Source organism: Micromonospora sp. SD19 (assembly GCF_054462275.1).
The window spans coordinates 401,038-422,810 of the sequence record NZ_JBTLMN010000001.1; the positions used below are offsets into that span (position 1 = coordinate 401,038).

A 21,773-nucleotide genomic window follows, 5' to 3' on the forward strand; every position below is an offset into this window, starting at 1 on the left:
CGTTCCCGAAGGGATGGACAGATGTCCGTACCGCAATACCGAAAGGCTGCGGCGGTCGCGCTCGTGGCCGGCCTGGGGCTCAGCCTCACGGCGTGCTCCACGAAGAGTGACGACAAGGGCGCGACCGCCGGCGGCAAGGTCACCATCACGGTGGACTGCCAGCCGGTCGGTGCCCAGAAAGAGCTGCTGAAGAACTGGAACGACGACGTCGCCGAGTTCCAGAAGCAGAACCCGGACATCGTCATCAAGAGCGTCAGCGTTGGCGAGCAGTGCAACAACCCGCCGGACTTCACCGCCCGTCTGGCCGGCGGCACCGTGACCGACGTGTTCTACGGGTACATGACCGACCTCCAGCAGGTGCTCGACTCCGGTCAGGCGATGGACATCAGCCAGCACGTCAACAAGGACGCGATTCCGACCTGGGACAGCGTCGACCCGGCGCTCAAGGAGGTCTTCACCGACGACGGCAAGCTCTACGCCGTTCCGGTGAAGAACTACTCGATGGGCCTGGTCTACAACAAGGTCCTGTTCCAGCAGGCCGGGCTCGACGTGAACAACCCCCCGAAGACCTGGGCCGACGTCCGGGCCGCCGCCAAGAAGATCTCCGCGCTCGGCAACGGCATCGCCGGCTACTCCGAGTACAGCGCCGGCAACACCGGCGGCTGGCACTTCACCTCCCTGCTCTACTCGCAGGGCGGCCGGGTGCTCAGCGAGGACGGCAAGAAGGCCGACTTCAACAACCCGATGGGCAAGCAGGTCCTGCAGAACCTCAAGGACATGCGGTACGGCGACAACAGCATGGGCGCCCGTCAGCTGCTCCAGTGGGGCGACCTGCTGACGAACGCCGGCGCTGGCAAGGTCGGCATGTTCATCGGCGCGCCGGACGCCACCCAGGCGATCGTCAGCCAGTTCCAGGGCAAGTTCCAGGACTGGGCGATGGCTCCGCTGCCCGGCCAGGACGGTGCGGCGAAGGGGACCCTCGGTGGTGGCGAGGGTTACTTCTTCAAGAAGGACCTCACTCCCGAGCAGGTCAAGGCCGGTCTGAAGTGGATCGCGTACCAGAAGCTCACCCCGGGCAAGGGCCAGTTCGACTACGTCCGGGCCAAGCCGCAGAACTACCCGGTGGGTCTGCCCCAGCCGCTGCTCTTCGCCAACGGCAGCGACGCGCAGAAGCAGGAGCTGGAGCTGCGCAAGGCGAACGCGAACGTCGACACGGCGAACTTCGCGCTCTTCGAGGCGACCCCGGTCCCGATCAAGGGTGAGCCGCGCAACGCCCAGGCCATCTATGCGGTGCTCGACGCCGCGATGTCGGGTGTGCTGACCAACCCGAACTCGAACATCGACGCCCTGCTCAAGACCGCCGAGGAGAAGGTCAACCAGCTCCTCGCCGCCGAGAGCTGACCGCTCGTGTGGGGGTCGGGACGCCGACCCGACCCCCACGCCACTCGCACCACGCCTCGACGTCACCGACTCACCCAGGAGTTGCCTTGGCGATCACCGCCGTCCCGGAGACCCCCAGGAAACCGGGCCGCCCGCCGTCGCCGTACTCGGCGAGGCCGCAGCGCACGGGCCTCGGCCGCAAGGTACGGGACAACCTCACCGGGCACGCGTTCCTGATCGGTGCGGTGCTCTGCTTCGTCGTCTTCTCCTGGTACCCGATGGTCCGCGGCATCGTCATGAGCTTCCAGCGGACCCGGCGCGGCGAGACCACCTGGGTGGGCTGGGACAACTACACCCGTCTCATCGCCGACCCGAGCTTCTGGCCCGCGTGGAAGAACACGTTCTACTTCACCGGGCTGGCGCTCGTCCTCGGGTACGCGGTGCCGTTCTTCGTGGCGATCCTGCTCAACGAGTTCCGCCACGGCAAGGGCTACCTGCGGATCCTGGTGTACCTGCCGGTGATGCTGCCGCCGGCCTCCGCGCTGTTCCTCTTCAAGTTCTACGCGTACGACCCCAGCGAGGCGGGGCTCTTCAACGCGATCCTCAAGGCGTTGCACCTGCCCACCTCGCAGTGGATGCAGTCGCCCGAGATGACGATGCCGGCGATGGTGGTCGCGTCGACCTGGATGAACATGGGCGGCGCGGTGCTCATCTACCTGGCGTCGCTGCAGAACATTCCCGGCGAGCTCTACGAGGCCGCCGAACTCGACGGCGCCGGAATCTGGCGGCGGATCCGTCACGTGACCATCCCGCAGACCCGGTTGATCCTCGCGCTCCTGGCGATGTTGCAGATCGTCGCCACGATGCAGCTCTTCATCGAGCCCCTGATCCTCGCCAACGGCGCGGGCGCGGAGGACTCGGCTACCTCGGTGGCGTACCTCATCTACCAGCACGGGTTCTTCCAGAACGACCTCAACGGCGCCGCCGCCCTGGGCGTGATCATGCTCGTGGTGCTGGCCGGCTTCTCCGCCGTGTACGTGCGGCTGACTGCGAAACAGGACTAGGACGGCGAGGAATGGCACAGGACTCCGCAACCCGGACCCTCATCTCCCAGACCCAGATCAGCCGGGGGCGTGGCCGGATCATCTACTGGACGCTGCTGGTCGTCGTCGTGGCGGGGTTCACGCTCGTCTTCCTCGGGCCGCTCTACTGGATGGTCACCGGCGCGCTCAAGTCCGGCCAGGAGATCGCCCAGACTCCGCCCTCGCTGTTCCCGAAGGACCCGCAGCCGCAGAACTACATCGACGCGTGGAACAACCTGGACCTCGCCAAGCTGCTCTTCAACACCTTCTACTACGCGATCGGCGCGGTGCTGTTCCAGCTCGTCCTCGACACCGCCGCCGCGTACTCGTTGTCCAAGCTCCGGCCGATCTTCGGCAACGTGATCCTCGCCCTGATGCTGGGGACGCTGATGATCCCGGCGATGGTCCTCATCGTCCCGCAGTACGTGACGGTGATCGACCTGCCGATCGTGCACATCAACCTGCTCGACTCACCGTTCGCCATCTGGCTGCCACTGGTCGCCAACGCGTTCAACATCTTCCTGCTGAAGCGGTTCTTCGACTCGATCCCGGAGGAGTTGATGGCGGCCGCCCTGATGGACGGGGCGACGTCGCTGCGCACCCTGTGGTCGATCATCCTGCCGCTGTCGCGTCCCATCCTCGGCGTAGTGTCGATCTTCGCGGTGACGGCGGTCTGGAAGGACTTCCTCTGGCCGAAGCTGGTCATGCCCTCGCCCGAGACCCGGACGGTCAGCGTCGGCATCTACGCCTTCGCCGGCGGTACGCCGATGAACGTGGTGATCGCCGCGTCGGTCATCGCCGCGATCCCCACGGTCATCATCTTCCTGATCTTCCAACGCAACATCATGTCCGGTCTGACCACGGGCAGCATCAAGGGATAGCCATCACCGGATCCCTCCGCGCGGCGAACGACGACCGTTCGCCCGACACATGACCAGGTCCGGCGAACACGCCGACGTACTGACGCAGAAAGCAGGTGCTCGTGTCCACAGCTGACAGAAGTCCGTGGTGGCGGGGAGCGGTGATCTACCAGGTGTATCCCCGGAGCTTCGCCGACGGCAACGGCGACGGCATCGGCGACATCGCCGGCATCCGGTCCCGGCTCAACCACCTGTCCGCGCTTGGCGTCGACGCGATCTGGTTCAGTCCCTGGTACCCGTCCCCGATGGCCGACGCCGGCTACGACGTCTCCGACTACCGCGACATCGACCCGGTCTTCGGCACCCTGGCCGAGGCGGAGGCGCTGATCGCGGAGGCGCACGAGCTGGGCATCCGGACCATCGTCGACGTGGTGCCGAACCACTGCTCGGACGCGCACCCGTGGTTCCAGGCCGCGCTCGCCGGCGGGCCGGGGGCACCCGAACGGGACCTGTTCTGGTTCCGGCCCGGCCGGGGACCCAACGGCGACGAACGACCCACCGACTGGGTCGGCGAGTTCGGCGGCGAGACCTGGACCCGCACCACCAACCCGGACGGCACCCCCGGCGACTGGTACCTGCACCTGTTCGCCCCGCAGCAACCGGACTTCAACTGGGACCACCCCCGGGTGCGGGAGGAGTTCGAGGACATCCTGCGGTTCTGGTTCGACAGGGGCGTGGACGGCATCCGGATCGACTCGGCCGGGCTCCTGGTCAAGGACGGGACGCTGCCCGAGGTCCGACCGGACCAGCCGCACCCGTTCCACGACCTCGACGGGGTGCACGACATCTACCGGGGCTGGCGTCGGGTCGCCGACGAGTACCCCGACCGGGCGCTGATCGGTGAGGTGTGGCTGCCGGACCGGCAGCGGTTCGCCAACTACCTGCGCCCGGACGAGCTGCACGCCGCGTTCAACTTCGACTTTCTCGGCTGCGCGTGGGACGCCGCGGCGCTGCGGGAGAGCATCGACGGGACGCTGAGCGCGCACGCGCCGGTCGGCGCGCCGGCCACCTGGGTGCTCTCGAACCACGACGTCACCCGGCACGTCACCCGCTACGGCCGGGCGGACACCCGGTTCAGCTTCGCCGCCAAACGCGAGGGCATCCCCACCGACCTGGAGCTGGGCACCCGCCGGGCCCGGGCCGCGGCGCTGCTCTCCCTGTCGCTGCCCGGTGCCGCCTACGTCTACCAGGGCGAGGAGTTGGGCCTCTACGAGGTCGAGGACATCCCGTACGCGCTGCGCCAGGACCCGATGTGGGAACGGTCCGGCCGGATCGACCCCGGTCGGGACGGCTGCCGCGTGCCGCTGCCCTGGGCCGGGGACGAGCCGCCGTTCGAGTTCAGCCCCGAGGGTGCCGCCGCGCCGTGGCTGCCACAGCCGGCGGACTGGAAGGACCGCACGGCCCGCGCGCAGACCGGCGACTCGGCCTCGATGCTGGAGCTGTACCGGGCGGCGATCCAGGCGCGGCGGGCCGAACCGGCGCTCGGTGACGGCACGCTCACCTGGCTGCCGGCCCCGGACGGGGTGCTCGCGTTCAGCCGCGGCGGTGGCTTCACCTGCCTGGTCAACCTCTCCGACACGGCCGTGCCGTTGCCCGCCGAAGCGGAGTTGCTGCTGGCCAGCGGGCCGCTCGACGAAGGGCTGCTGCCCTGCGACACAGCGGTCTGGCTGCGTACCCCCGACGTGGCGGACGGGCCGCGCGCGGCGAAGGGAGCCGACCAGACCTGACCGCCTCGGTGCCGGCGGCCCCGTCCCTGCCGCCGGCACCACCTCACCCCAGGAAGGAGGAACGACGGGCGTACCCCCGCACCCGTCGACGGGCAACGCACCGACACCCACCCCCGAAAGAGGTGTAGCGACCCATGTCCAGAACTGGCACCACACGAGGCACGCCGCCGAGCGGCCCGCCCCACCCCGTCCCCGCCACCACCCGCACCGGTCGACGGCTGCTCGCCGGTGCGCTCGCCGGAATGCTTCTCGTCACCGCGCCGGTCGTCACCCCCACGGCCGGCGCGGCACCGAAGGCCGACCCCTCCGCCGCAGCCGCTCGCGTGGCCATGCTCGCCGGCCTTTCCGCGACCATGACCGCCAGCAGCTACAACCAGAACTACGTCGCGGTCAACGCCAACGACGGCAACGCCTCGACCTACTGGGAAAGCGCCAACAACGCGTTCCCGCAGTGGATCCAGGCGGACCTGGGCGCCACCGTCACCGTGGATCGGGTGGTGCTGAAGCTGCCGCCCTCGTCGGACTGGCAGACCCGCACGCAGACCCTGTCGGTGCTGGGCTCGACCAACGGCTCGTCCTTCACCACCCTGAAGGCGTCCGCCGGCTACACGTTCAATCCGAGCAGCGGCAACACCGCCACCGTCAGCTTCACCGCCGCCAGCACCCGCTACGTACGCGTGCAGGTCACCGGCAATACCGGCTGGCCGGCCGCGCAGTTCTCCGAGGTGGAGGTGTACGGCGCCACCGGCAGCACCGACACCCAGGCCCCGAGCGTCCCGGGCAACCTGGCGTACACCCAGCCGGCCAGCGGGCAGATCCGGCTCACCTGGTCGGCGTCGACCGACAACGTCGCTGTGACGGGCTACGACATCTACGCCAACGGCGCGCTGCGCGGCAGCGTCAACGGCTCGACAGTGACGTACACCGACAACCAGGCGGACAGCGCCACCGTCTCGTACTACGTGCGGGCCAAGGACGCGGCCGGCAACCAGTCGGCGAACAGCAACACCGTGACCCGGACCGGCACCGGCACCCCACCGACCGGGAGCAACCTGGCGGTCGGTAAGCCGATCACCGCCTCCGGGTTCGTGCACACGTTCGTGGCCACCAACGCCAACGACAACAACGTGGCCACCTACTGGGAGGGCAACGGCAACCCGAGCACGCTGACCGTGCAGCTCGGCGCGAACGCCAGCCTCAGCCAGATCGTGCTGAAGCTCAACCCGGACTCGGCGTGGGGCACGCGTACCCAGAACATCACGGTGCTCGGCCGGGACCAGGCCTCGTCGTCCTTCACCACACTGGTCGGGGCGGCGAACTACACCTTCAACCCGGGCAGCGGCAACACGGTGACCATCCCGGTCTCCGGCGCGGCCGCCGACGTACGGCTCTCGATCGCCTCGAACACCGGCGCACCGGCCGGGCAGGTGGCCGAGTTCCAGGTCTTCGGCACCCCCGCGCCGAACCCGGACCTGACCGTCACCGGCATGTCGTTCAGCCCGTCCGCCCCCGTGGAGACCAGCACCATCACGCTCTCCGCGACGGTGCGCAACGCCGGTTCGGCGGCCTCCGGGGCGACGAACGTCAACTTCTACCTGGGCGCCACCCGGGTCGGCACCGCGTCGGTCGGCAGCCTCGCGGCCGGCGCGTCGACGACTGTCAGCGCCAGCATCGGCACCCGCGACTCGGGCAGCTACCCGCTGAGCGCGAAGGTCGACGAGTCGAACACCGTCGTCGAGTCCGACGACACCAACAACAGCTACTCCAACCCCAGCCCGCTGGTGGTCGGTGCGGTGGCCAGCTCCGACCTGGTCGCCTCGGCCGTCGACTGGTCGCCGGGCAACCCGCCGCCGGGCAGCACCGTCACCTTCTCCGTGTCGATCCGCAACGCCGGCAACCAGGCGTCCGCGTCGGGCGCGCACGGCATCACGCTCACCGTGCTCAACGAGTCCGGCACCGCCGTCCGGACCCTGACCGGCTCCTACTCCGGCGTGATCAACGCCGGTGCGACGGTCGGACCGGTCAACCTGGGCACCTGGACCGCCGCGAACGGCAAGTACACCGTCCGGGTGGTGCTCGCCGTGGACGGCAACGAACTGCCGGTCAAGCAGACCAACAACACCACCGACCGCCCGCTCTTCGTGGGGCGCGGTGCGAACCTCGGCTACGACATGTACGAGGCCGAGGACGGCACCACCGGCGGCGGCGCCGGGCAGGTCGGCCCGAACCGGGACATCGGCAACCTCGGCGGCGAGGCGTCCGGGCGTCGGGCGGTCACCCTGAACAGCACCGGCGCGTACGTCGAGTGGACCACCCGGGCGGCGACCAACACCCTGGTCACCCGCTTCTCGATTCCCGACGCACCGGGCGGCGGGGGGATCGACTCGACGCTGAACATCTACGTCAACGGCACCCTCCACAAGCCGATCAACCTGACCTCCAAGCACATCTGGTTGTACGGCGCGGAGGCCAGCCCGAGTGACTCGCCGAGTGCCGGCCCGCCTCGCCACCTGTACGACGAGGCGAACGTGATGCTGAACTCGACCATCCCGGCCGGCAGCAGGATCCGTCTGCAGAAGGACCCGGCCAACACCACCACGTACGCGATCGACTTCGTCAACCTGGAGCTGGTCGCACCCCGGGCCAACCCGGACCCGGCCCGTTACCGGGTGCCGTCCGGCTTCAGCCACCAGGACGTGCAGAACGCGCTGGACGCGGTCCGGATGGACACCACCGGCAACCTGGTCGGCGTCTACCTGCCGGCCGGCACCTACGAGACCGCCCAGAAGTTCCAGGTGTACGGCAAGCCGATCACCGTGACGGGCGCGGGCATGTGGTACACCCGCTTCCAGACGCCGACCGGCCAGCAGAACACCGACGCGGGCTTCCGGGTGGAGTCCTCGGCCAGCGGGTCGTCCTTCTCGCACCTGGCCTTCTTCGGCAACTACACCAACCGGATCGACGGGCCGGGCAAGGTGTGGGGTGAGCTGAAGGACGTCGACAACATGACCCTGGACAGTGTCTGGGTCGAGCACACCGTCTGCGCGTACTGGGGGGTGAGCGTCAGCGGGCTCACCATCAAGAACAGCCGCTTCCGCAACACCTTCGCCGACGGGGTGAACCTGACCAACGGGAGCACCAACAACCTGATCACCAACACCGAGGGGCGGTCGAACGGCGATGACGCGTTCGCTCTCTTCTCGGCGACCGACCAGGGTGCCTCGGTCGGCAACAACGGCAACGTGTTCGAGAACCTGACGGCCACGCTGACGTGGCGGGCGGCCGGGTTGGCGGTCTACGGCGGCTACAACAACATCTTCCGCAACCTCTACATCGCGGACATGTTGACGTACTCCGGGATCACCATCAGCTCGCTGGACTTCGGCTACCCGTTCATCGGGTTCGGGGCCAGCCCGCCCACCCAGTTCCAGAACATCTCGATCGTCAGAGCCGGCGGACACTTCTGGGGCTCCCAGACGTTCCCCGCGATCTGGGTCTTCTCCGCATCCAAGGAGTTCCGCGGCATCCGGGTGTCCGACGTGGACATCGTCGACCCGACGTACACCGGGATCATGTTCCAGACCAAGTACAACGGGTCGCAGCCGGAGAACCCGATCACCGACACGGTCTTCACCAACGTCTCGATCAGCGGCGTCCGCAAGAGCGGTGACGCGTACGACGCGAAGTCCGGCTTCGCGATCTGGGCCAACGAGATGCCGGAACCCGGTCAGGGCCCGGCGGTCGGCTCGGTCACCTTCACCAACCTGCGGCTGACCAACAACTACCAGGACATCCGCAACACCACGACAACCTTCACCATCAACCGCAACTGAGCTAGCGCGTGGTCGACGCCGTCGGGAGGGTCCCCTCTTCCGGCGGCGTCGTGCCGTGCCGGCCCGCGCCGGCGGCAAACCGGGCCGCACCGGCCAGCGCGTCCGCCGCCAGCGAGTCCATCCCGTACGCCAACTCGGTCGCCAGCGCCTCCGGCTCCGGCCGCCCCGCGCCGGCCAGCACCGCGGCCCGGTCGTTGCGCAGGCAGGTCTGCGGGTGCCGGGCGATCGACGCCGCCAACTCCTCGGCCGCCGCCCGCGCCTGGCCGGGTGGCACCACCCGGTTGACCAACCCCATCGTGTACGCCTCGTCGGCCGGCACCGGGCGGCCGGTGAGGATCAGGTCCATCGCCCGGCTCTCGCCGATCAACCGGGGCAGCCGGACGGTGCCGCCATCGATCAACGGCACTCCCCAGCGGCGGCAGAACACCCCGAGGGTCGCATCGGACTCGGCGACCCGCAGGTCACACCAGAGCGCCAACTCCATGCCGCCGGCCACCGCGTACCCGGAGATCGCCGCGATCACCGGTTTGCTGAGCGTCATCCGGGTCGGACCCATCGGGCCGTCCCCCTCCGGCTCCACCCGGTTGCCGCTCGGCGTGCCGATCGCCGTGAGGTCGGCACCGGAGCAGAACGTGCCCCCGGCACCCCAGAGCACCGCCACCGCCGAGTCCGGGTCGGCCTCGAAGGCCCGGAACGCGTCCGCCAGCGACCGCGCGGTGGGACCGTCGACGGCGTTCCGCGTCGCCGGCCGATCCAGCACCACTGTGCTGACCGGTCCACGCCGCTCCACCCGCACACCCATCCCGCCAGCATGCCCGGCCCGCCGCACCCCCACAATCCCCGTCGATCTTGCACTTCCGGGTGGCGTTATGCGGTTTGTGCCCCGGACCCTCGGCGCAGGGCCTGCGCGATCGGCGGCATGGGGGTGCGGCAGGTTTGTCGCCGCCGACCGGTTTGCGACGACGATCGCCGGGAAGTCGGTACTCGTGCGAGCACTATTGACGAAAGTTGAGCAGGACTCCCGGCTGGATGGCGCGGGTGACCGGTTGCAGAAGGTCGTCCTGGGGACGCTGCGTCCGCGCCGGCTGCGCGATCTGCTGCACGGGGTGACCCTCGGGCACCCGCTGCACCCGGCGATGGTGCAGGTGCCGGTCGGTGCGTGGATCAGCGCCGCGGTGCTGGACCTCATGCCCGGGCAGCGCCGGCCGGCCGCCGTGCTGGTCGGTCTGGGCACGGTCAGCGCGCTGCCAGCGGCCGTCGCCGGTCTGAACGACTGGGCGGCGCTCGCCCGGGACCAGCGTCGGGTCGGCCTGGTGCACGCCGCCGCCAACACCGTCGGCATGGCGATCTACGCCGGCTCGCTGGCCGCTCGGATGTCCGGCCGCCACGGGATGGGCCGCGCGCTCGGCTTCCTCGGGCTCTCCACCGTGAGCCTGGGGGCGTACATCGGGGGTCACCTCGCGTACAAGCAGGGGGCGCAGGTCAACCAGAGCATCTCCGAGCTGCACCGGATGACCGACGGTTGGCACTCGTTGGCCGACATGGCGACGTTGCCGCAACGCACCCTGATCACACGAGAGGTGGACGACAACATCTCGGTGATCCTCTACCGGCACGGTGACGAGGTGACGGTGATGTTGGAGCGCTGCCCGCACCAGAGCGGGCCGCTCGGCGAGGGCGAAGTGCAGGAGATCGACGGTCACGCCTGTGTGGTCTGCCCGTGGCACGGCAGCGCGTTCCGGCTCAACGGCGGCGAGGTAGTGCAGGGGCCGTCCGGCAACGACCAGCAGGTCCTGCCCACCCGGATCCAGAACGGCGTGCTCCAGACCCGCCTGCCCTGACCACCGGCCGCGACCGCCGCTCTGGTCGGCGGCGATGCTCGTGCACGGACCCCATCGAGCGGGCCGGCCCGCGACACGTCGGCGCACCTGATAACACTCCGTGGCGACCCCGGAGGCAATGACACGCTCGACGCCGATGCCTGTGGGTCATCTTTATGACTCACAGGCATCTCGCTTCCCGAGGAATTGCCTCGGGGCGCTCCCGCTGCGGCCGGATGACCAGACCGTCGCCACCGTGCTGGCCGGTCGCCGTGGCCAGGCGGCACACCCCCGCACCAGACGCGGAGCCTGAACAGGGCCAGCCGTGCGACAGCGTCGCGCGGGTCGATCGCCTCAGCTGCGTCGGTGGCGGCCGACCGGCGGTCCGTCCGGTACGGAATCCAACCCGTGCTCACCGTTGAACAGCCCGCCTTCGGCACCGGCGCCGGCCCAGCCGTCGTCGCCACTCCACTCGCCAGCGCCATCGGTAGCCATTCCGCCGCCGGCGGGTGCCATTCCGCTGCCGGCGGGTGCGACGCCGCTGCCATTAGGCGTCATCCCGGTGCCGCGAAGTGCGAGATCGTTCCCGCCCGGTGCCGCGCCACCGGTCGGTGTCGAGGGGCCCTCGATGGCCGCTGCCCGGCTGGCAGCCCACGCGGCCCCGCTGCCGGCCGCCCCACCACTGGTCAGCCGGCCCGCCCCGCCGGTGCTCAGCCCTGCCCCATCGCCGCTCCGGCCCGCCCCGCCGGTGCTCCGGCCCGCCCCGCCGCTGCTGCTCCGGCCCGCCCCGCCTCGGGGTCTGCGGGAGGGAGCGGCCAGCCGGGGAGCGCCGGCTGCGGTGGCCGGGCGGCGGCGCAGTCCCAGGACAGCGCCGATCTGGGCGCCGACGATGCTCGCCACGGCCAGTACGGCGGAGACCGCCAGCGGGCGGTTCACCCGATCGACGTCACCGGCCCGGGCCGCGCCGACCGTCATCGCGGGCGGCTGGCCCGTCGACTGCGTACCGCTGGGTGGTGCCGGGGTCACCCGCGGGGGTGCGGCCTGCTCGGGTGCTGGCCGGGGCGCGGGCGGCTTCGGCGCCGTGGGCCGGTCGACGAGCCGGCCGGTGGCGTGCTGCCGGGCCCCCTGGTCGGTGGCCTCGGTGGGCAGTCGGAGTAGTTGGCCGGGGCGGATCCGGTCCGGGTCGTCGAGCTTGTTCAGCTTGGCGAGCTGCCGGTAGTCGCCGAACTCGTCCAGGTACCGCTCGGCCACCTCCCCGAGGTAGTCGCCCCGCGCCACCCGGTACACCGGTGCGGCCTCGTCGGTCGCCGCCGGGCCGCCGGGTGCGGCGAGCCCTGCCCCGGCCAGGCCGAGCAGCCCGCCCTGGGCCACCGGCGCGGCAGTGTCCGGTGTCGTCGCGGCGCGGGTCGGCGCGGCCAGCGTGGTGACGGCCGGTGCGCCCGGATTCGCGTACGCCGGAGCTCCATAGACCGCCGCGGCGCTGGCGGCGGCCGGGCTCGCCACCAGGATCAGCGCCACCGAGCCGACCAGCGCGGCGGCGGCCTTCTGCTGGCGGCCCATTCCGGGCAGCTTCGGCGCCGGCCGGCGCAGGGTCTGCGCGCCCAGCTCGACGAGGACGGAGAAGGCGAACGTGGCCCAGCCGAACCAACCCGCAACGGCCAACGCCCGCAGGAAGAGCTGGCCGTCATCCCGGCTGGTCAGCGCGGTTCCCACCTCCCCGAGGGTGGGCAGGTGATCGGGCAGGGGGTTACCGGCGAAGGCGAGCAACGCGATCGGCGCGCCGACCAGCAGCACCAGGAGCACGGCCAGTGCGCCGATGCCGGTGAGGATTCGTCCGGTCCGCCGTACCACGGACCCACCCGATACGGGCATGGCTGCCTTCCTTCCTACGGTGCTGCGGTGATGGCACGTGCGGTCGCCTCGCCGGTGACGGTGACCGTCTTGTCCTGGACGAACGGTCCGAGCATCGAGCGGTGGTAGGTGATGGAGACGGTCACCCGGATCAGGATCTCCCCGTCGACCTCGGGAAAGCTCACGGTGTGGCCGGCGGCCTTCGCGGCGGCCAGGTAGTCGGCGACCGCCACGCGTGCCTGCGGCTGGTCGATCCGTTTTGGGCCGCCCTCGATGGCGGTGGCCCGGTCGATGGCCTGACCGCCGGCCCGAGCCGCCTCGGCGGCCAGGTTCTGGGCCCGTTGCAGGGTGCGGAGCTGACCGGCGCCGTCGAAGGAGAGACCGATGATGGCCAGTACGCCGATCATCGTCACCGCGAGAAAGATGCTCACCCGGCCGTGCTCACCGGCCCGCGCGGGCCCGGCGGCCGACGTGGTGGCCGTCATCGCCGACTCCGGTAACGGTCGAGCGGGGAGGTGAACTGCCCGGTGATCAGCCGTTCACTCGTCATCCCAGGCAGGATGTCGAGGGTGATGTCCCGGAAGGACACCCGGCAGCTGATCGTCACCGTCACCGTGGCGTCCGTACCGACCGAGCTGCTGAAGGCGTCGTCGAACCCGGAGTCCTTGCCGGCGATCGAGCCGGTGAACGTCGGCTCCAGGTCGTTGGCGCAGGCCAGGCCGTGCCAGTCCAGCTGTTTCCGGGCGGCCTCCAACGCCGCCGTCTTGGCGGTGGCGGAACTGCGGGAGATCGAGGCCGCCCGGGCGGCGTCGTGCGCGGCCGCGTCGAGCGCCTCCGCCGCCACCGCGCTGCGCCCGACCACGCCGGCCAGCACCATCAGCGCGATGAACGCGGGCGCCAGCACCGCCACCTCGATGGAGACCGAGCCCCGCTCGGCGGCCCGGGTCATGGCGGGGTCACCCTCTCCACCGTGCCGTGGGCGGTCTGCTGTATCGCGAAGTCCACGCCGGGCACCACGGACAGCGAGCGGCCGCTCACCGTGCAGGTCACCTCGGTCGGGCTGGTCACGCAGGTCGGGCCGGCCTTGTCCCAGCCCACCAGCCAGCCACCGGCGGCTCGCAGGAAGCGGGAGGCGCTCTCCACCCCGGCGCCGTCGGGCGCCTCATAGGTCCGCTGCGCGTTGACGCCACTCTGCGCCGCGTTCAACGCGGTGGAGCGGGCCAGGAAGACGGCCGCGACCTGGATCGAGGCGAAGAGCAGCACCAGGATCAGCGGCATCATCACGGCAAGCTCCACCGGGTTGGCCCCCCGCTCACGGTCGTCGGCCGCGAGAGGGTGCCGGGCGGCGGTGACCGCCCGGCTCCACCTCGACGACATTGCTCGACTCACGCCGGCTACTTCGGGGGCGAGTAGCCCGGGATCTTGGTCATCCAGTCGTTGGCCTTGGTCAGCGCCAACGCGGTGACAGCCATGGCGACGGCGACCAGGCCGGCGATGATCACCGCGGTGGGCACCGGGCTGTCGCCCCGCTCACCGTCGCGGCGCAACTCGGCCAGGCGCGTCGTCAGCACGACGTGCAGATAGCTGAGGATGGACATCGCGTTCTCCTTCAAGGGGGTGGGGTCAGACACGGGTGATGAACGGATAGAGGACGAACCCGAGCAGCACGAAGACGAGCAGCGCGCCCGGGATGTCGAGCTTGCTGGTCACCCCCTCGGCGCGGGTGAGGTTGTCGGTGCGGATCTGGTCGCGCAGCGAGTCGGCCCGACTGCGCAGCGTCTCGTGCACCTGCGCGCCCTCGCTGCCGGACGAGCGCATGATCGCGCCGACGTCCCCCAACTCCGGAATGCCGACCTTGTCGGCGAGGTCGCGGAGTTCGTCCCAGGGCGCGTGCATCTGCATCTGGGCGATCCGCAGCGACTCCTGCAGCCGGTCGAACACCCAGCCGTCACAGACCGCCGCCGCCCGCTCCAGCGACTGCACCGGCCCGTGCGCCGCCGAGAGCTGCAACGCCACCAGGTCGAGGTAGGTGCAGACGGCCTGGCGGAACTCGTCACGGGCGGCATCCGCCTTGGTCAGCACCGCCCGGTGCGCCAGCAGACCGCCCAGCAGCGCCAGGCCCAGGCTGCCGAGCACCGGCACCACCAGCGGGAACGAGACGCCGAGCGCCCACAGCGTCACCCCGAGCAGCGTCGGCGTGGCCAGCCCGATCAGCGTGGAGAGCAGCACCGACAGCGCGTACTGCTCGGGCGTCTGACCAATCAGGGCCAGCTGCCGCTGCGGCGGTCGCAACCAGCGGGACAACCCGGTCAGCGAGTCGAGCCGCCGGGACGCGGGCGTGGCGACCCGGCCGGTGCCCGGGGGCTGGTGTAGCCGGCGCAGCGCCGGCCCGAGCGCCGGTGTCGCCGGCACCAGCTCCCGGACCACCAGGAACACACCCAGACCGATCCCGGCGCCACCGCAGACCGCGAGAGCCAACTGCCAGTTCACGATCACGCGATCACCTCGGCCGGGTCGGGCGCCGGCAGGAACCGGGCCGGACGTCGCGGCTGGCTCATCGACCGCACCCAGGCCAGCAGGCCGATGAACGCGGCACCGAGGGCGGCCATCACCAGCTGACCCACCGGCGTGCCGTACGGCTTGATGTACTCGATGTTGATCAGCCCGTACGCCAGGGTCGCCAGGGTCATTCCGGTGAGGAAGCGGACCGCGAACCGGGGCTGCGTGCGCTTTGCCTCGATCTCCCGACGGGTCGCCACCTCGGCGGACGCCGCGCCGGCGATCGAACCGAGCACGTCACCCAGCCGCTCACCCCGGTCCGACAGGTGCAGGATCAGCGCCGCCACCACCTGGTCGCAGACCGGGTCGGCGATCTCGTCGGCGAACGCCAGCAGCGCGGAACGGGCCAGCCAGCCGGCCTGTAGACGGGCGGCGAGCAGCCGTACCTCGTCCTCGATGCCGGGTGGCACGCTGCCGATCGTGCCGATGATCGACTGCTGGAGACCCTGCCCGGTGCCGGAGACGTCCTTGAGTCGGCGGGTCCACTCGCCGACCGCCTCGATCCGGGCGATCGCCCGCTGTTCGGCCTTGCCCACCCCGAACAGCCACGGGGTGCCGGGCACCGCCACCGCCACCAGCAGGCCCACCACCGGCAGACCGGTCAACAGGAACGCCAGCGCGCCGGCGGCCACCGCGGCGACCAGCAGCGCCTGGTAGGCCCGCTGCTCGGCCGGAGTGCTGCCCGGCCCCCGCCACAGTCGGCTCAGCCCCGGGCCGCCGCCCGGGGTCGGCCCGGGCGGCCGGCGGGTGCCGACCAGCGCGACCACGGCCAGCAGCAGCCCGGCCACACAGGCGGCCCCGGAGATCACCGCGATCAGTTCCAGGCTGCCGAGCATCAGGTCACCGCCGGGCCAGTCGGGTCTGCCGGGGCCGCCGCCACGCGCCGGCACCGGCCTCGACCCACCGGGTCAGCAGCCGCGCGTCGTAACCCACCCGCAGCAACTGGTCACGGACCCGCTCCGGCAGGTGCCGGGGGACCGCACGACCGTCCGGGCCGGGCCCGAAGACCGTGGTGGTGGTGATCCGACCGGCTTCGCCGGCCCCGATCACCTCCTCCACATGAGAGACGAACCGGTGTTTGCGCCCACCGATCGCGGTCTCGTCCTCGACGGTGACGTAGACGATCAGGTCGAGCGCGTTGCCGGCCATCCGACGGGCCTGGTCGACTGTCATCTCCCGGCCGTGCGCCAACGCCAGCTCGACGATCCGTTCACCCACACCCGCCGCGGTACGGGCGTGGATGGTGCACATCGACCCCCGGCTGGTGGTCATCGCCTGGAGCATCGGCACGATCTCCCGGGACCGCACCTCACCCACGATGATCCGCAGGACGCCCATCCGCAGCGACAGCGGGATCAGGTCGGCGATGGTCACCTCACCGGCCGGGCGGCCGTCGAAGCCGCGTTCGCCGTGGCCCTCCCGGGCCTCGAAGCTCATCACCGCCCGGTGCCGTTCCCGGCGGCGGGCCGGGAGCAGCTCCCGACTCTCCTCCAGCAGCACGTACGGCTCGTCGGGTGGGATCTCGTTCATCAGCGCCCGGATGACAGTGGTCTTTCCGGCACCGGCCAACCCGGCGACCATGATGTTCAGACCGGCGCGCATGGCCGCGCGGAGGAAGTCGCGCAGCAGCGGGTCGATCATCTCGTCCAGGTCGTTGCGGCCGCCCGCGATGTCGTCGAGGCTCACGTCCAGGGTGTTGTGCTTGCGGATCACCGCGTACGGGCGGTGGCTGACCAGGAACACCGCTGCCAACCGGCTGCCGTCGGGCAGTTGCAGGTCGAGGGTCGGCTTCACTGTGGACAGGGAGCGCTCGGTCGCGCCCGCCCGCCGGGCCGCCGCCTGGAGGATCTCCACCAGTTCGGCGTCGCTGTCGGCGATCGGCTCGGCCCAGTCCACCCCACCGCCGTGCCGGGTGATGCGTACCTGGTCGCAGCCGAGGATGTGCACCTCCTCGATGGTGTCGTCGACAAGCAGGGTCTGTAGCCGGCCGAGCCCGACCAACTCGGCGGTCACCTGGTCGAGCAGCAGACGTTCCTCGCTGGCGGCCATCGGCGTACCGGCCCGGCGCACCGAGTCCGCGTACGCGGCGACGACGGTGACAGCGAGGCGGGCCCGCTCGGTGTCCTCCTCGTCGACGGTGAACTCCCGGCCGCGCTGCCAGAGGGTGAGCCGTTCGGTGAGTTCCCGGCGCAGCTCCCGGACCACCTGGAAGTCCATTCGCGGCCGGGGCGGCGGCTCCGGCGGCGCGGTGACCGCGGGCATCGGCTGCGGCACGGACTGGTGGTGCCGGCCGTTCGGCACGGCCAGTGGCGGCGCGGTCGAGGTCACGCCGGGTGGCTGCTGGCGCGGATCGGTGGAGACCGGCTCAAACCGCATCCGGCACCCCCTGCTGCACGGGCCACGCCAGGCGGGCCCGTCGCCGCTCCAGGAGCGCCCCGATCGGGACCTCCAGCGCGGCCGCCGCGCGCATCAGCGGCCGACCGGCGCGCACGGTCCCGCCCAGGGCGAGCACCCGGGCGGTACGCGGATCGTGCGGCAGCCGTGCGATCACCGGCAGCTTCAGGGCCCGGCTGATCTCGGCCCGCCCGTGACCGTCGCCGACCAGCAGCAGCCGCAGGGTGCCGGGGGCCACCCGGTGCTCGGCGAAGTCCCGTTCGATGGTGGTGACCACCGCGCGGGTGCCGGAGAGGTCCGGCAGGTGCGCCCGGGTCACCAACAGCACCACCGACGCGGCCCGCAACACCGGCCACGGCGGCCCGGTCACGTGCAGCCGGCCACAGTCGACAAGCACGTCGTAGCCGGGTGTGCCGCGGTCGAGGGCGTCGAAGTAGTCGGCGAAGCGCTGCCAGAGCGGGGTGACGCTGCCGCTCTGGGCGGGGTCGACGAGGCCGGGCAGCAGCAGCCGTTCCCGGTGGGGCGCGTCCAGGTCGACCAGCTGGGACCAGAACCCGGTCTCCAGGTTGCCGTCGCGCAGCTCCCCGACGGCCAGCTCGCCGATGCCGCGTGGGCCGTCCAGTTGGCCGCCGAGGTAGCCGGCGAGGATCGAGCCGCCGGCCGGGTCACATTCGGCGACCACCAGCCGTCGGTGCCAGGCCAGCGCGCAGGCCAGCGCCGAGGTGGTGACGCCGGGTGAGCCCTTCGCGGACACCAGCGCGATGATCGCCATGCTCAGGCCGCCTCGGTCAGCACGACGGCGAGCCGTTCCTGTGCGGCGAGCGCCACCACGGCGGGCACGTCACGGGTGAGTAGCGCCAGGTACAGGACCTTGTCGTCGTTGCCGGGGCTGACCATGTCGATGACGGCGGCCGGGAACCGGGTGCCGGCGGCGGCGGGCGGGTCTCCGTTGGTGCTGGTGTCCGGGGTGCTGACCAGCAGGACCTTGTCGCCGGGGTGCAGTTCACGGGCCGGCACCTGGGCGGTCTTCAGACCCAGCGCGATCTGCTGCTGGCCGGGGCCGAGCAGCGGGTCGTCGGTGACCTGTCCCAGGGTGAGCAGCGTGCCCGGAAGCAGCGCGACAGCTGCCCGTTTGCCAACCACCTCGTCGAGCCGTCCGGCGGGCACCGGGCGCAGCCCCTGCCCGCCGGCGACCTGCACGGTGACCAGGTCCGCGGCGCTGATCTCGCGGCCCACCTCCACCGGGCGGGCCACCGCCAGATAGCTGCCGGTGGCCCGGACCGAGGTGACCGCGAATGCCGCACCCAGCCCGCCCAGGGCGATCAGGAGGACGGCGAGACCGAGGAGCCCGGGGCGGACCCGCCGCTGGCGGACCACAGTGGGCGGGTTGACGGGCGCGTCCACGGATCCGGTCCCGTTGCGGGTCGCGAGGCTCATCGGGTCACCACCTGGAGTTCGTTGATCTGGATCGGCACCGTGCCGCTGTTTCGGGTCACCGGGATCACTCCGCTCTCGCCGCCGCCGCTCCAGGTCACCGTCCAGTACGTGGTGGCGGTGACCTGGTAGGTGTCGGCCTTCTGGTAGCCCTTGTCGTAGCCGCAGTCCGGGGAGGTGCCGCCGGCCCGGTCACCCTTCGGGTCGTACGGGGTGCCGGGGCCGTCGCAGGAGACCTGCTCCTGGTTGCCCATGTCCCAGACGATCTCGCGGACCTTCGCCTCGATGGAGACGGTCACGTCCCGGTCGGACGCGGACGCGGTCAGCGGCCCGAAGTAGCTGGTGCTCGGTGCCGCCCACATCCACACGGGCAGGCCGACGAGTCCGGGGCCGATGCTCTTGCGGGGCGCGACCCTGAGCGGCGCCGGGAGCAGCTTGATCGACGCCAGGGCGCGGCGGGCCAGCTCCTCCGGGTTCGGCGGTGCGCCGAAGCCGGCCGGCGGGTCGGCCAGCGTCACCACGTCCTGGGCACCGAGGTCGCCGCCGTTGCAGGTCTGCAGGTACCACTGCTCGCCCTCGGGTGGCTCGGTCGGCCCCTCGGTCAGCTTGTAGTAGCACCCGTCGCCGTTGTTGAACCAGCCCAGGTCCTCGTCGTAGCAGGGAATGGTCCGCCCGTTCCACTGGCAGACACCGCCCCCGCCGCCACCGCCGTCTCCACCCCCACCGTCGTCTCCGCCGCCGGGACCGCCCGGGTTGCCGGGTTCGTCGTCCCAGACGCTGCAGTCGGGCTGATCGGGCGGGCAACCGGCCCCCGGGTCGGCCCGTCGAGCGGCGGTGGCCGGCAGTGTGGCACCGAGCACCAGCAGGAGTGCGAGGCCGATCCCGGCGAGTGCCCGCCGGGTTGTCCCGGACCGGGTCAGCACGGCTGGTCCCGGTGCGTCGCGCCATAGTTGATCAACCAGCGGCCGTCCGGGTACCGGGTTGCGGTGGCGGTGGAGAGGTGCCGGCCGCCGCCGCTGCCCGGCACGGGACGTTTGTCCTTGGCGTAGACCAGCCGGTAGCCGGTCGTGTCGAGACAGTCCTGAATCTCCACGGTGGCCGGTTTCGCGTCCAGGCTGACGGCGGTCACGGTCGGGTCGGACTTCACCGTTCCGGTACGCATGGCGCCGTGCTCCTTAGCCTCGCGAATGGACACCCGGACCCGAGTCAGAAGTGGATCAGCGAGAAACCGGGACAGTTCCGGCGAACGCGGATCACTGCGTTGGCCCGCCTTACGGGAGGCCGTGAGATAACCGGAGTACGCGTCAAGCGCCGCCTTTTCGGCAGCGTGCCGATCGACGTCGGGATTGGTCCGGTGCCCGTCGTCGCGTACCGGGGTCGGCCTTTCGACCGTTCCCCGTCCGCTGGCGCAGGCGGTGGCCGGTATCGCCGCCACGATCGCCAGCAGGCAGATTGCCGCTCGTCTGAGCTGCCGTCCGCGCACCGTCGAGCCTCCTCGTGGTCGCCCGGGGCGGTGGCTGTTCACCGCCGTCGGGCATGCGGAAGCGCGCCCGGATCAGCACATCCGGAGCCGTTCATTGCGCTTCGGCATTCACCGTTACGGATCTTTTGCGAATTCAGGTTCCTGTGTCGTCCGATGGTGAAGGTGAGGCTTGCGTCACACCCAAGGGGCGAGCATAGGCTGACGCTCGCCAATGCAACAGAGGCAATTCAAGTGAACACTCTGCGTGATGACAGGTGGTGGTGGCGGGTGTTCGCACCGCGCCCGGAGCGAAGGCCGAGCGAAAGGTCGTTGTTGATGGGACGTCGCTGGGTCGAACGGGCTCATCGGAGTCTCGCCACGGGGCGCGGGAGTGGGACATCGTGGCGTCATCCCGGCATTCGAACGGGGTCGCCGACCGATCAGCGGGCCGCCCCGCCCGACGCCGAAGCGGTCGAAAGCAGCCCCGCCGGCTCGGGTCGGCAGGTCGCTTTCCGCGCCATCCGTCACACCACAGCGAGCCCTCGATCACGATCCGTGTTCACCGTGGCGAGGTCGCGGCTGGCCGTGCTCGCGATCCTCGCGGTCAGTCCGCTGATGCGGTTGGCCGCGCTGCGCTACGCCGTACCCCCGGGTCTGCCCAGCCGGACCGGCTGTGACGCCTGCGGCGCGCCGGTCGGCCTGACCCGCCCCTGGCCGGCGCTGGGCCCGGCGGCCCGGTGCGGGCACTGCCGCGCCCGCGTCGGCCCACCGCCGGGCACCGTCGAGGTGGCCGTGCTCGCGGCGGTGGTGCTGCTGGCGGTCGGCGGCCCGTCGGGCGGGGCGCTGCCGGCGTTGATCTGGTGGCTCGGCTGGACGATCCCGGCGATCCTCGTCGACCTGGCCGTGCACCGGCTGCCGGATCGGCTCACCCTCCCCGCGGCGGCCGGGACCTGGCTGCTGCTCGGCGTGGCCGCACTCGATGCCGACCCGGGGCACTGGCTGCGGGCCGTCACCGGCGGCACCGGGCTGGCGCTATTCTTCGCCAGCACCGCCGTGCTGCTCGGCCGCCGCGGCTTCGGGCTGGGCGACGCCAAACTGGCGCTCAGCGTCGGGGCGCTGCTCGGCTGGTACGGCTGGCCGGTGCTGTTGTTCGGGATGCTGCTCACCTTCGGGCTCTCCGCAGTGGTGAGTCTGGGCCTGCTGGCCACCCGCCGAGCCAACTGGAGCAGCCACCTGCCGTTCGGCCCGTTCCTGCTGCTCGGCACGGTGGGTGCCGTCCTGCTGGCGGCCTGACCCGGCGGGCGGCGACCG

18 protein-coding genes and 2 pseudogenes are annotated in these 21,773 nt (G+C 71.2%); 7 read left to right on the forward strand and 13 right to left on the reverse strand.

From position 1 onward, the window contains the following. The first annotated feature begins 21 nt into the window (after nt 1-21). The 5 genes from ACX27O_RS01915 to ACX27O_RS01935 all read left to right on the forward strand — a co-directional run bounded on the left by ACX27O_RS01915 (nt 22) and on the right by ACX27O_RS01935 (nt 8,942). Nucleotides 22-1,401, forward strand: a complete 1,380-nt coding sequence (locus tag ACX27O_RS01915) for an ABC transporter substrate-binding protein (RefSeq protein WP_210865042.1) — start codon at nt 22-24, stop codon at nt 1,399-1,401. 86 nt (nt 1,402-1,487) lie between these two features. Next, complete coding sequence (locus tag ACX27O_RS01920) at nt 1,488-2,444, forward strand: carbohydrate ABC transporter permease (RefSeq protein WP_210865041.1); 957 nt, start codon at nt 1,488-1,490, stop codon at nt 2,442-2,444. A gap of 11 nt (nt 2,445-2,455) precedes the next feature. Then, nucleotides 2,456-3,343, forward strand: coding sequence for a carbohydrate ABC transporter permease (locus tag ACX27O_RS01925; protein ID WP_210858185.1), 888 nt, complete (start codon nt 2,456-2,458; stop codon nt 3,341-3,343). A 101-nt stretch (nt 3,344-3,444) separates the two neighbouring features. After that, nucleotides 3,445-5,109 (forward strand): glycoside hydrolase family 13 protein, encoded by a 1,665-nt coding sequence (locus tag ACX27O_RS01930; RefSeq protein WP_036411527.1) that lies wholly within the window; start codon nt 3,445-3,447, stop codon nt 5,107-5,109. Nucleotides 5,110-5,243: 134 nt separating this feature from the next. Further along, on the forward strand, nt 5,244-8,942 hold the full coding sequence (locus tag ACX27O_RS01935; protein WP_358129819.1) for a discoidin domain-containing protein: 3,699 nt from the start codon (nt 5,244-5,246) through the stop codon (nt 8,940-8,942). A 1-nt stretch (nt 8,943) separates the two neighbouring features. Here the strand turns inward: ACX27O_RS01935 and ACX27O_RS01940 are convergent, their stop codons facing one another. Then, nucleotides 8,944-9,744: a crotonase/enoyl-CoA hydratase family protein gene (locus ACX27O_RS01940; RefSeq protein ID WP_458938850.1), complete on the reverse strand. Its 801-nt coding sequence runs from the start codon at nt 9,742-9,744 to the stop codon at nt 8,944-8,946. Nucleotides 9,745-9,928: 184 nt separating this feature from the next. On the opposite strand from ACX27O_RS01940, the gene ACX27O_RS01945 reads away from it, so the two are divergent. After that, complete coding sequence (locus ACX27O_RS01945; protein WP_030332264.1) at nt 9,929-10,783, forward strand: Rieske (2Fe-2S) protein; 855 nt, start codon at nt 9,929-9,931, stop codon at nt 10,781-10,783. A gap of 783 nt (nt 10,784-11,566) precedes the next feature. Here the strand turns inward: ACX27O_RS01945 and ACX27O_RS01950 are convergent. The 12 genes and pseudogenes from ACX27O_RS01950 to ACX27O_RS02005 form a co-directional block, all read right to left on the reverse strand. Continuing rightward, a pseudogene (locus ACX27O_RS01950) lies at nt 11,567-12,634 on the reverse strand (LysM peptidoglycan-binding domain-containing protein); the annotation flags it as partial. A 14-nt stretch (nt 12,635-12,648) separates the two neighbouring features. After that, nucleotides 12,649-13,098 (reverse strand): pilus assembly protein TadG-related protein, encoded by a 450-nt coding sequence (locus ACX27O_RS01955; RefSeq protein ID WP_210859475.1) that lies wholly within the window; start codon nt 13,096-13,098, stop codon nt 12,649-12,651. Beyond that, nucleotides 13,095-13,562, reverse strand: a complete 468-nt coding sequence (locus ACX27O_RS01960) for a TadE/TadG family type IV pilus assembly protein (RefSeq protein WP_030332270.1) — start codon at nt 13,560-13,562, stop codon at nt 13,095-13,097. The genes ACX27O_RS01955 and ACX27O_RS01960 overlap by 4 nt, the downstream gene beginning before the upstream one ends. After that, complete coding sequence (locus ACX27O_RS01965) at nt 13,559-13,990, reverse strand: TadE/TadG family type IV pilus assembly protein (protein WP_030332271.1); 432 nt, start codon at nt 13,988-13,990, stop codon at nt 13,559-13,561. Before ACX27O_RS01965 ends, ACX27O_RS01960 begins: the two co-directional genes overlap by 4 nt. Nucleotides 13,991-14,007: 17 nt before the next feature. Next, nucleotides 14,008-14,211 (reverse strand): hypothetical protein, encoded by a 204-nt coding sequence (locus ACX27O_RS01970; RefSeq protein ID WP_030332273.1) that lies wholly within the window; start codon nt 14,209-14,211, stop codon nt 14,008-14,010. Nucleotides 14,212-14,236: 25 nt separating this feature from the next. After that, complete coding sequence (locus ACX27O_RS01975; protein WP_030332275.1) at nt 14,237-15,106, reverse strand: type II secretion system F family protein; 870 nt, start codon at nt 15,104-15,106, stop codon at nt 14,237-14,239. Continuing rightward, nucleotides 15,106-16,052 (reverse strand): annotated as a pseudogene (locus tag ACX27O_RS01980) (type II secretion system F family protein). Before ACX27O_RS01980 ends, ACX27O_RS01975 begins: the two are co-directional and overlap by 1 nt. Further along, complete coding sequence (locus ACX27O_RS01985) at nt 16,013-17,548, reverse strand: CpaF family protein (RefSeq protein WP_030332277.1); 1,536 nt, start codon at nt 17,546-17,548, stop codon at nt 16,013-16,015. The pseudogene ACX27O_RS01980 and the gene ACX27O_RS01985 overlap by 40 nt, the downstream one beginning before the upstream one ends. Then, nucleotides 17,538-18,338, reverse strand: a complete 801-nt coding sequence (locus ACX27O_RS01990; protein WP_030332279.1) for a P-loop NTPase family protein — start codon at nt 18,336-18,338, stop codon at nt 17,538-17,540. Before ACX27O_RS01990 ends, ACX27O_RS01985 begins: the two co-directional genes overlap by 11 nt. Before the next feature lie 2 nt (nt 18,339-18,340). Then, nucleotides 18,341-19,003 (reverse strand): SAF domain-containing protein, encoded by a 663-nt coding sequence (locus ACX27O_RS01995; RefSeq protein WP_358135393.1) that lies wholly within the window; start codon nt 19,001-19,003, stop codon nt 18,341-18,343. After that, nucleotides 19,000-19,923, reverse strand: a complete 924-nt coding sequence (locus tag ACX27O_RS02000; protein ID WP_030332288.1) for a hypothetical protein — start codon at nt 19,921-19,923, stop codon at nt 19,000-19,002. The genes ACX27O_RS01995 and ACX27O_RS02000 overlap by 4 nt, the downstream gene beginning before the upstream one ends. Then, the gene (locus ACX27O_RS02005; RefSeq protein WP_210865036.1) at nt 19,917-20,483 is read right to left on the reverse strand and encodes a hypothetical protein; all 567 of its coding nucleotides are present in this window, start codon (nt 20,481-20,483) and stop codon (nt 19,917-19,919) included. The genes ACX27O_RS02000 and ACX27O_RS02005 overlap by 7 nt, the downstream gene beginning before the upstream one ends. A gap of 594 nt (nt 20,484-21,077) precedes the next feature. On the opposite strand from ACX27O_RS02005, the gene ACX27O_RS02010 reads away from it, so the two are divergent. Further along, a complete protein-coding gene (locus ACX27O_RS02010; RefSeq protein WP_458939100.1) occupies nt 21,078-21,755 on the forward strand; it encodes a prepilin peptidase in 678 nt (225 codons plus the stop codon). Nucleotides 21,756-21,773: the final 18 nt, after the last annotated feature.

Coding starts and splice junctions, on each gene's coding strand:
- ACX27O_RS01915 (WP_210865042.1), top strand. CDS start 22: ATGTCCGTACCGCAATACCGAAAGGCTGCGGCGGTCGCGCTCGTGGCC.
- ACX27O_RS01925 (WP_210858185.1), top strand. CDS start 2,456: ATGGCACAGGACTCCGCAACCCGGACCCTCATCTCCCAGACCCAGATC.
- ACX27O_RS01935 (WP_358129819.1), top strand. CDS start 5,244: ATGTCCAGAACTGGCACCACACGAGGCACGCCGCCGAGCGGCCCGCCC.
- ACX27O_RS01940 (WP_458938850.1), bottom strand. CDS start 9,744: ATGGGTGTGCGGGTGGAGCGGCGTGGACCGGTCAGCACAGTGGTGCTG.
- ACX27O_RS01955 (WP_210859475.1), bottom strand. CDS start 13,098: ATGACGGCCACCACGTCGGCCGCCGGGCCCGCGCGGGCCGGTGAGCAC.
- ACX27O_RS01960 (WP_030332270.1), bottom strand. CDS start 13,562: ATGACCCGGGCCGCCGAGCGGGGCTCGGTCTCCATCGAGGTGGCGGTG.
- ACX27O_RS01965 (WP_030332271.1), bottom strand. CDS start 13,990: ATGTCGTCGAGGTGGAGCCGGGCGGTCACCGCCGCCCGGCACCCTCTC.
- ACX27O_RS01970 (WP_030332273.1), bottom strand. CDS start 14,211: ATGTCCATCCTCAGCTATCTGCACGTCGTGCTGACGACGCGCCTGGCC.
- ACX27O_RS01985 (WP_030332277.1), bottom strand. CDS start 17,548: ATGCGGTTTGAGCCGGTCTCCACCGATCCGCGCCAGCAGCCACCCGGC.
- ACX27O_RS01990 (WP_030332279.1), bottom strand. CDS start 18,338: ATGGCGATCATCGCGCTGGTGTCCGCGAAGGGCTCACCCGGCGTCACC.
- ACX27O_RS01995 (WP_358135393.1), bottom strand. CDS start 19,003: ATGAGCCTCGCGACCCGCAACGGGACCGGATCCGTGGACGCGCCCGTC.
- ACX27O_RS02010 (WP_458939100.1), top strand. CDS start 21,078: ATGCGGTTGGCCGCGCTGCGCTACGCCGTACCCCCGGGTCTGCCCAGC.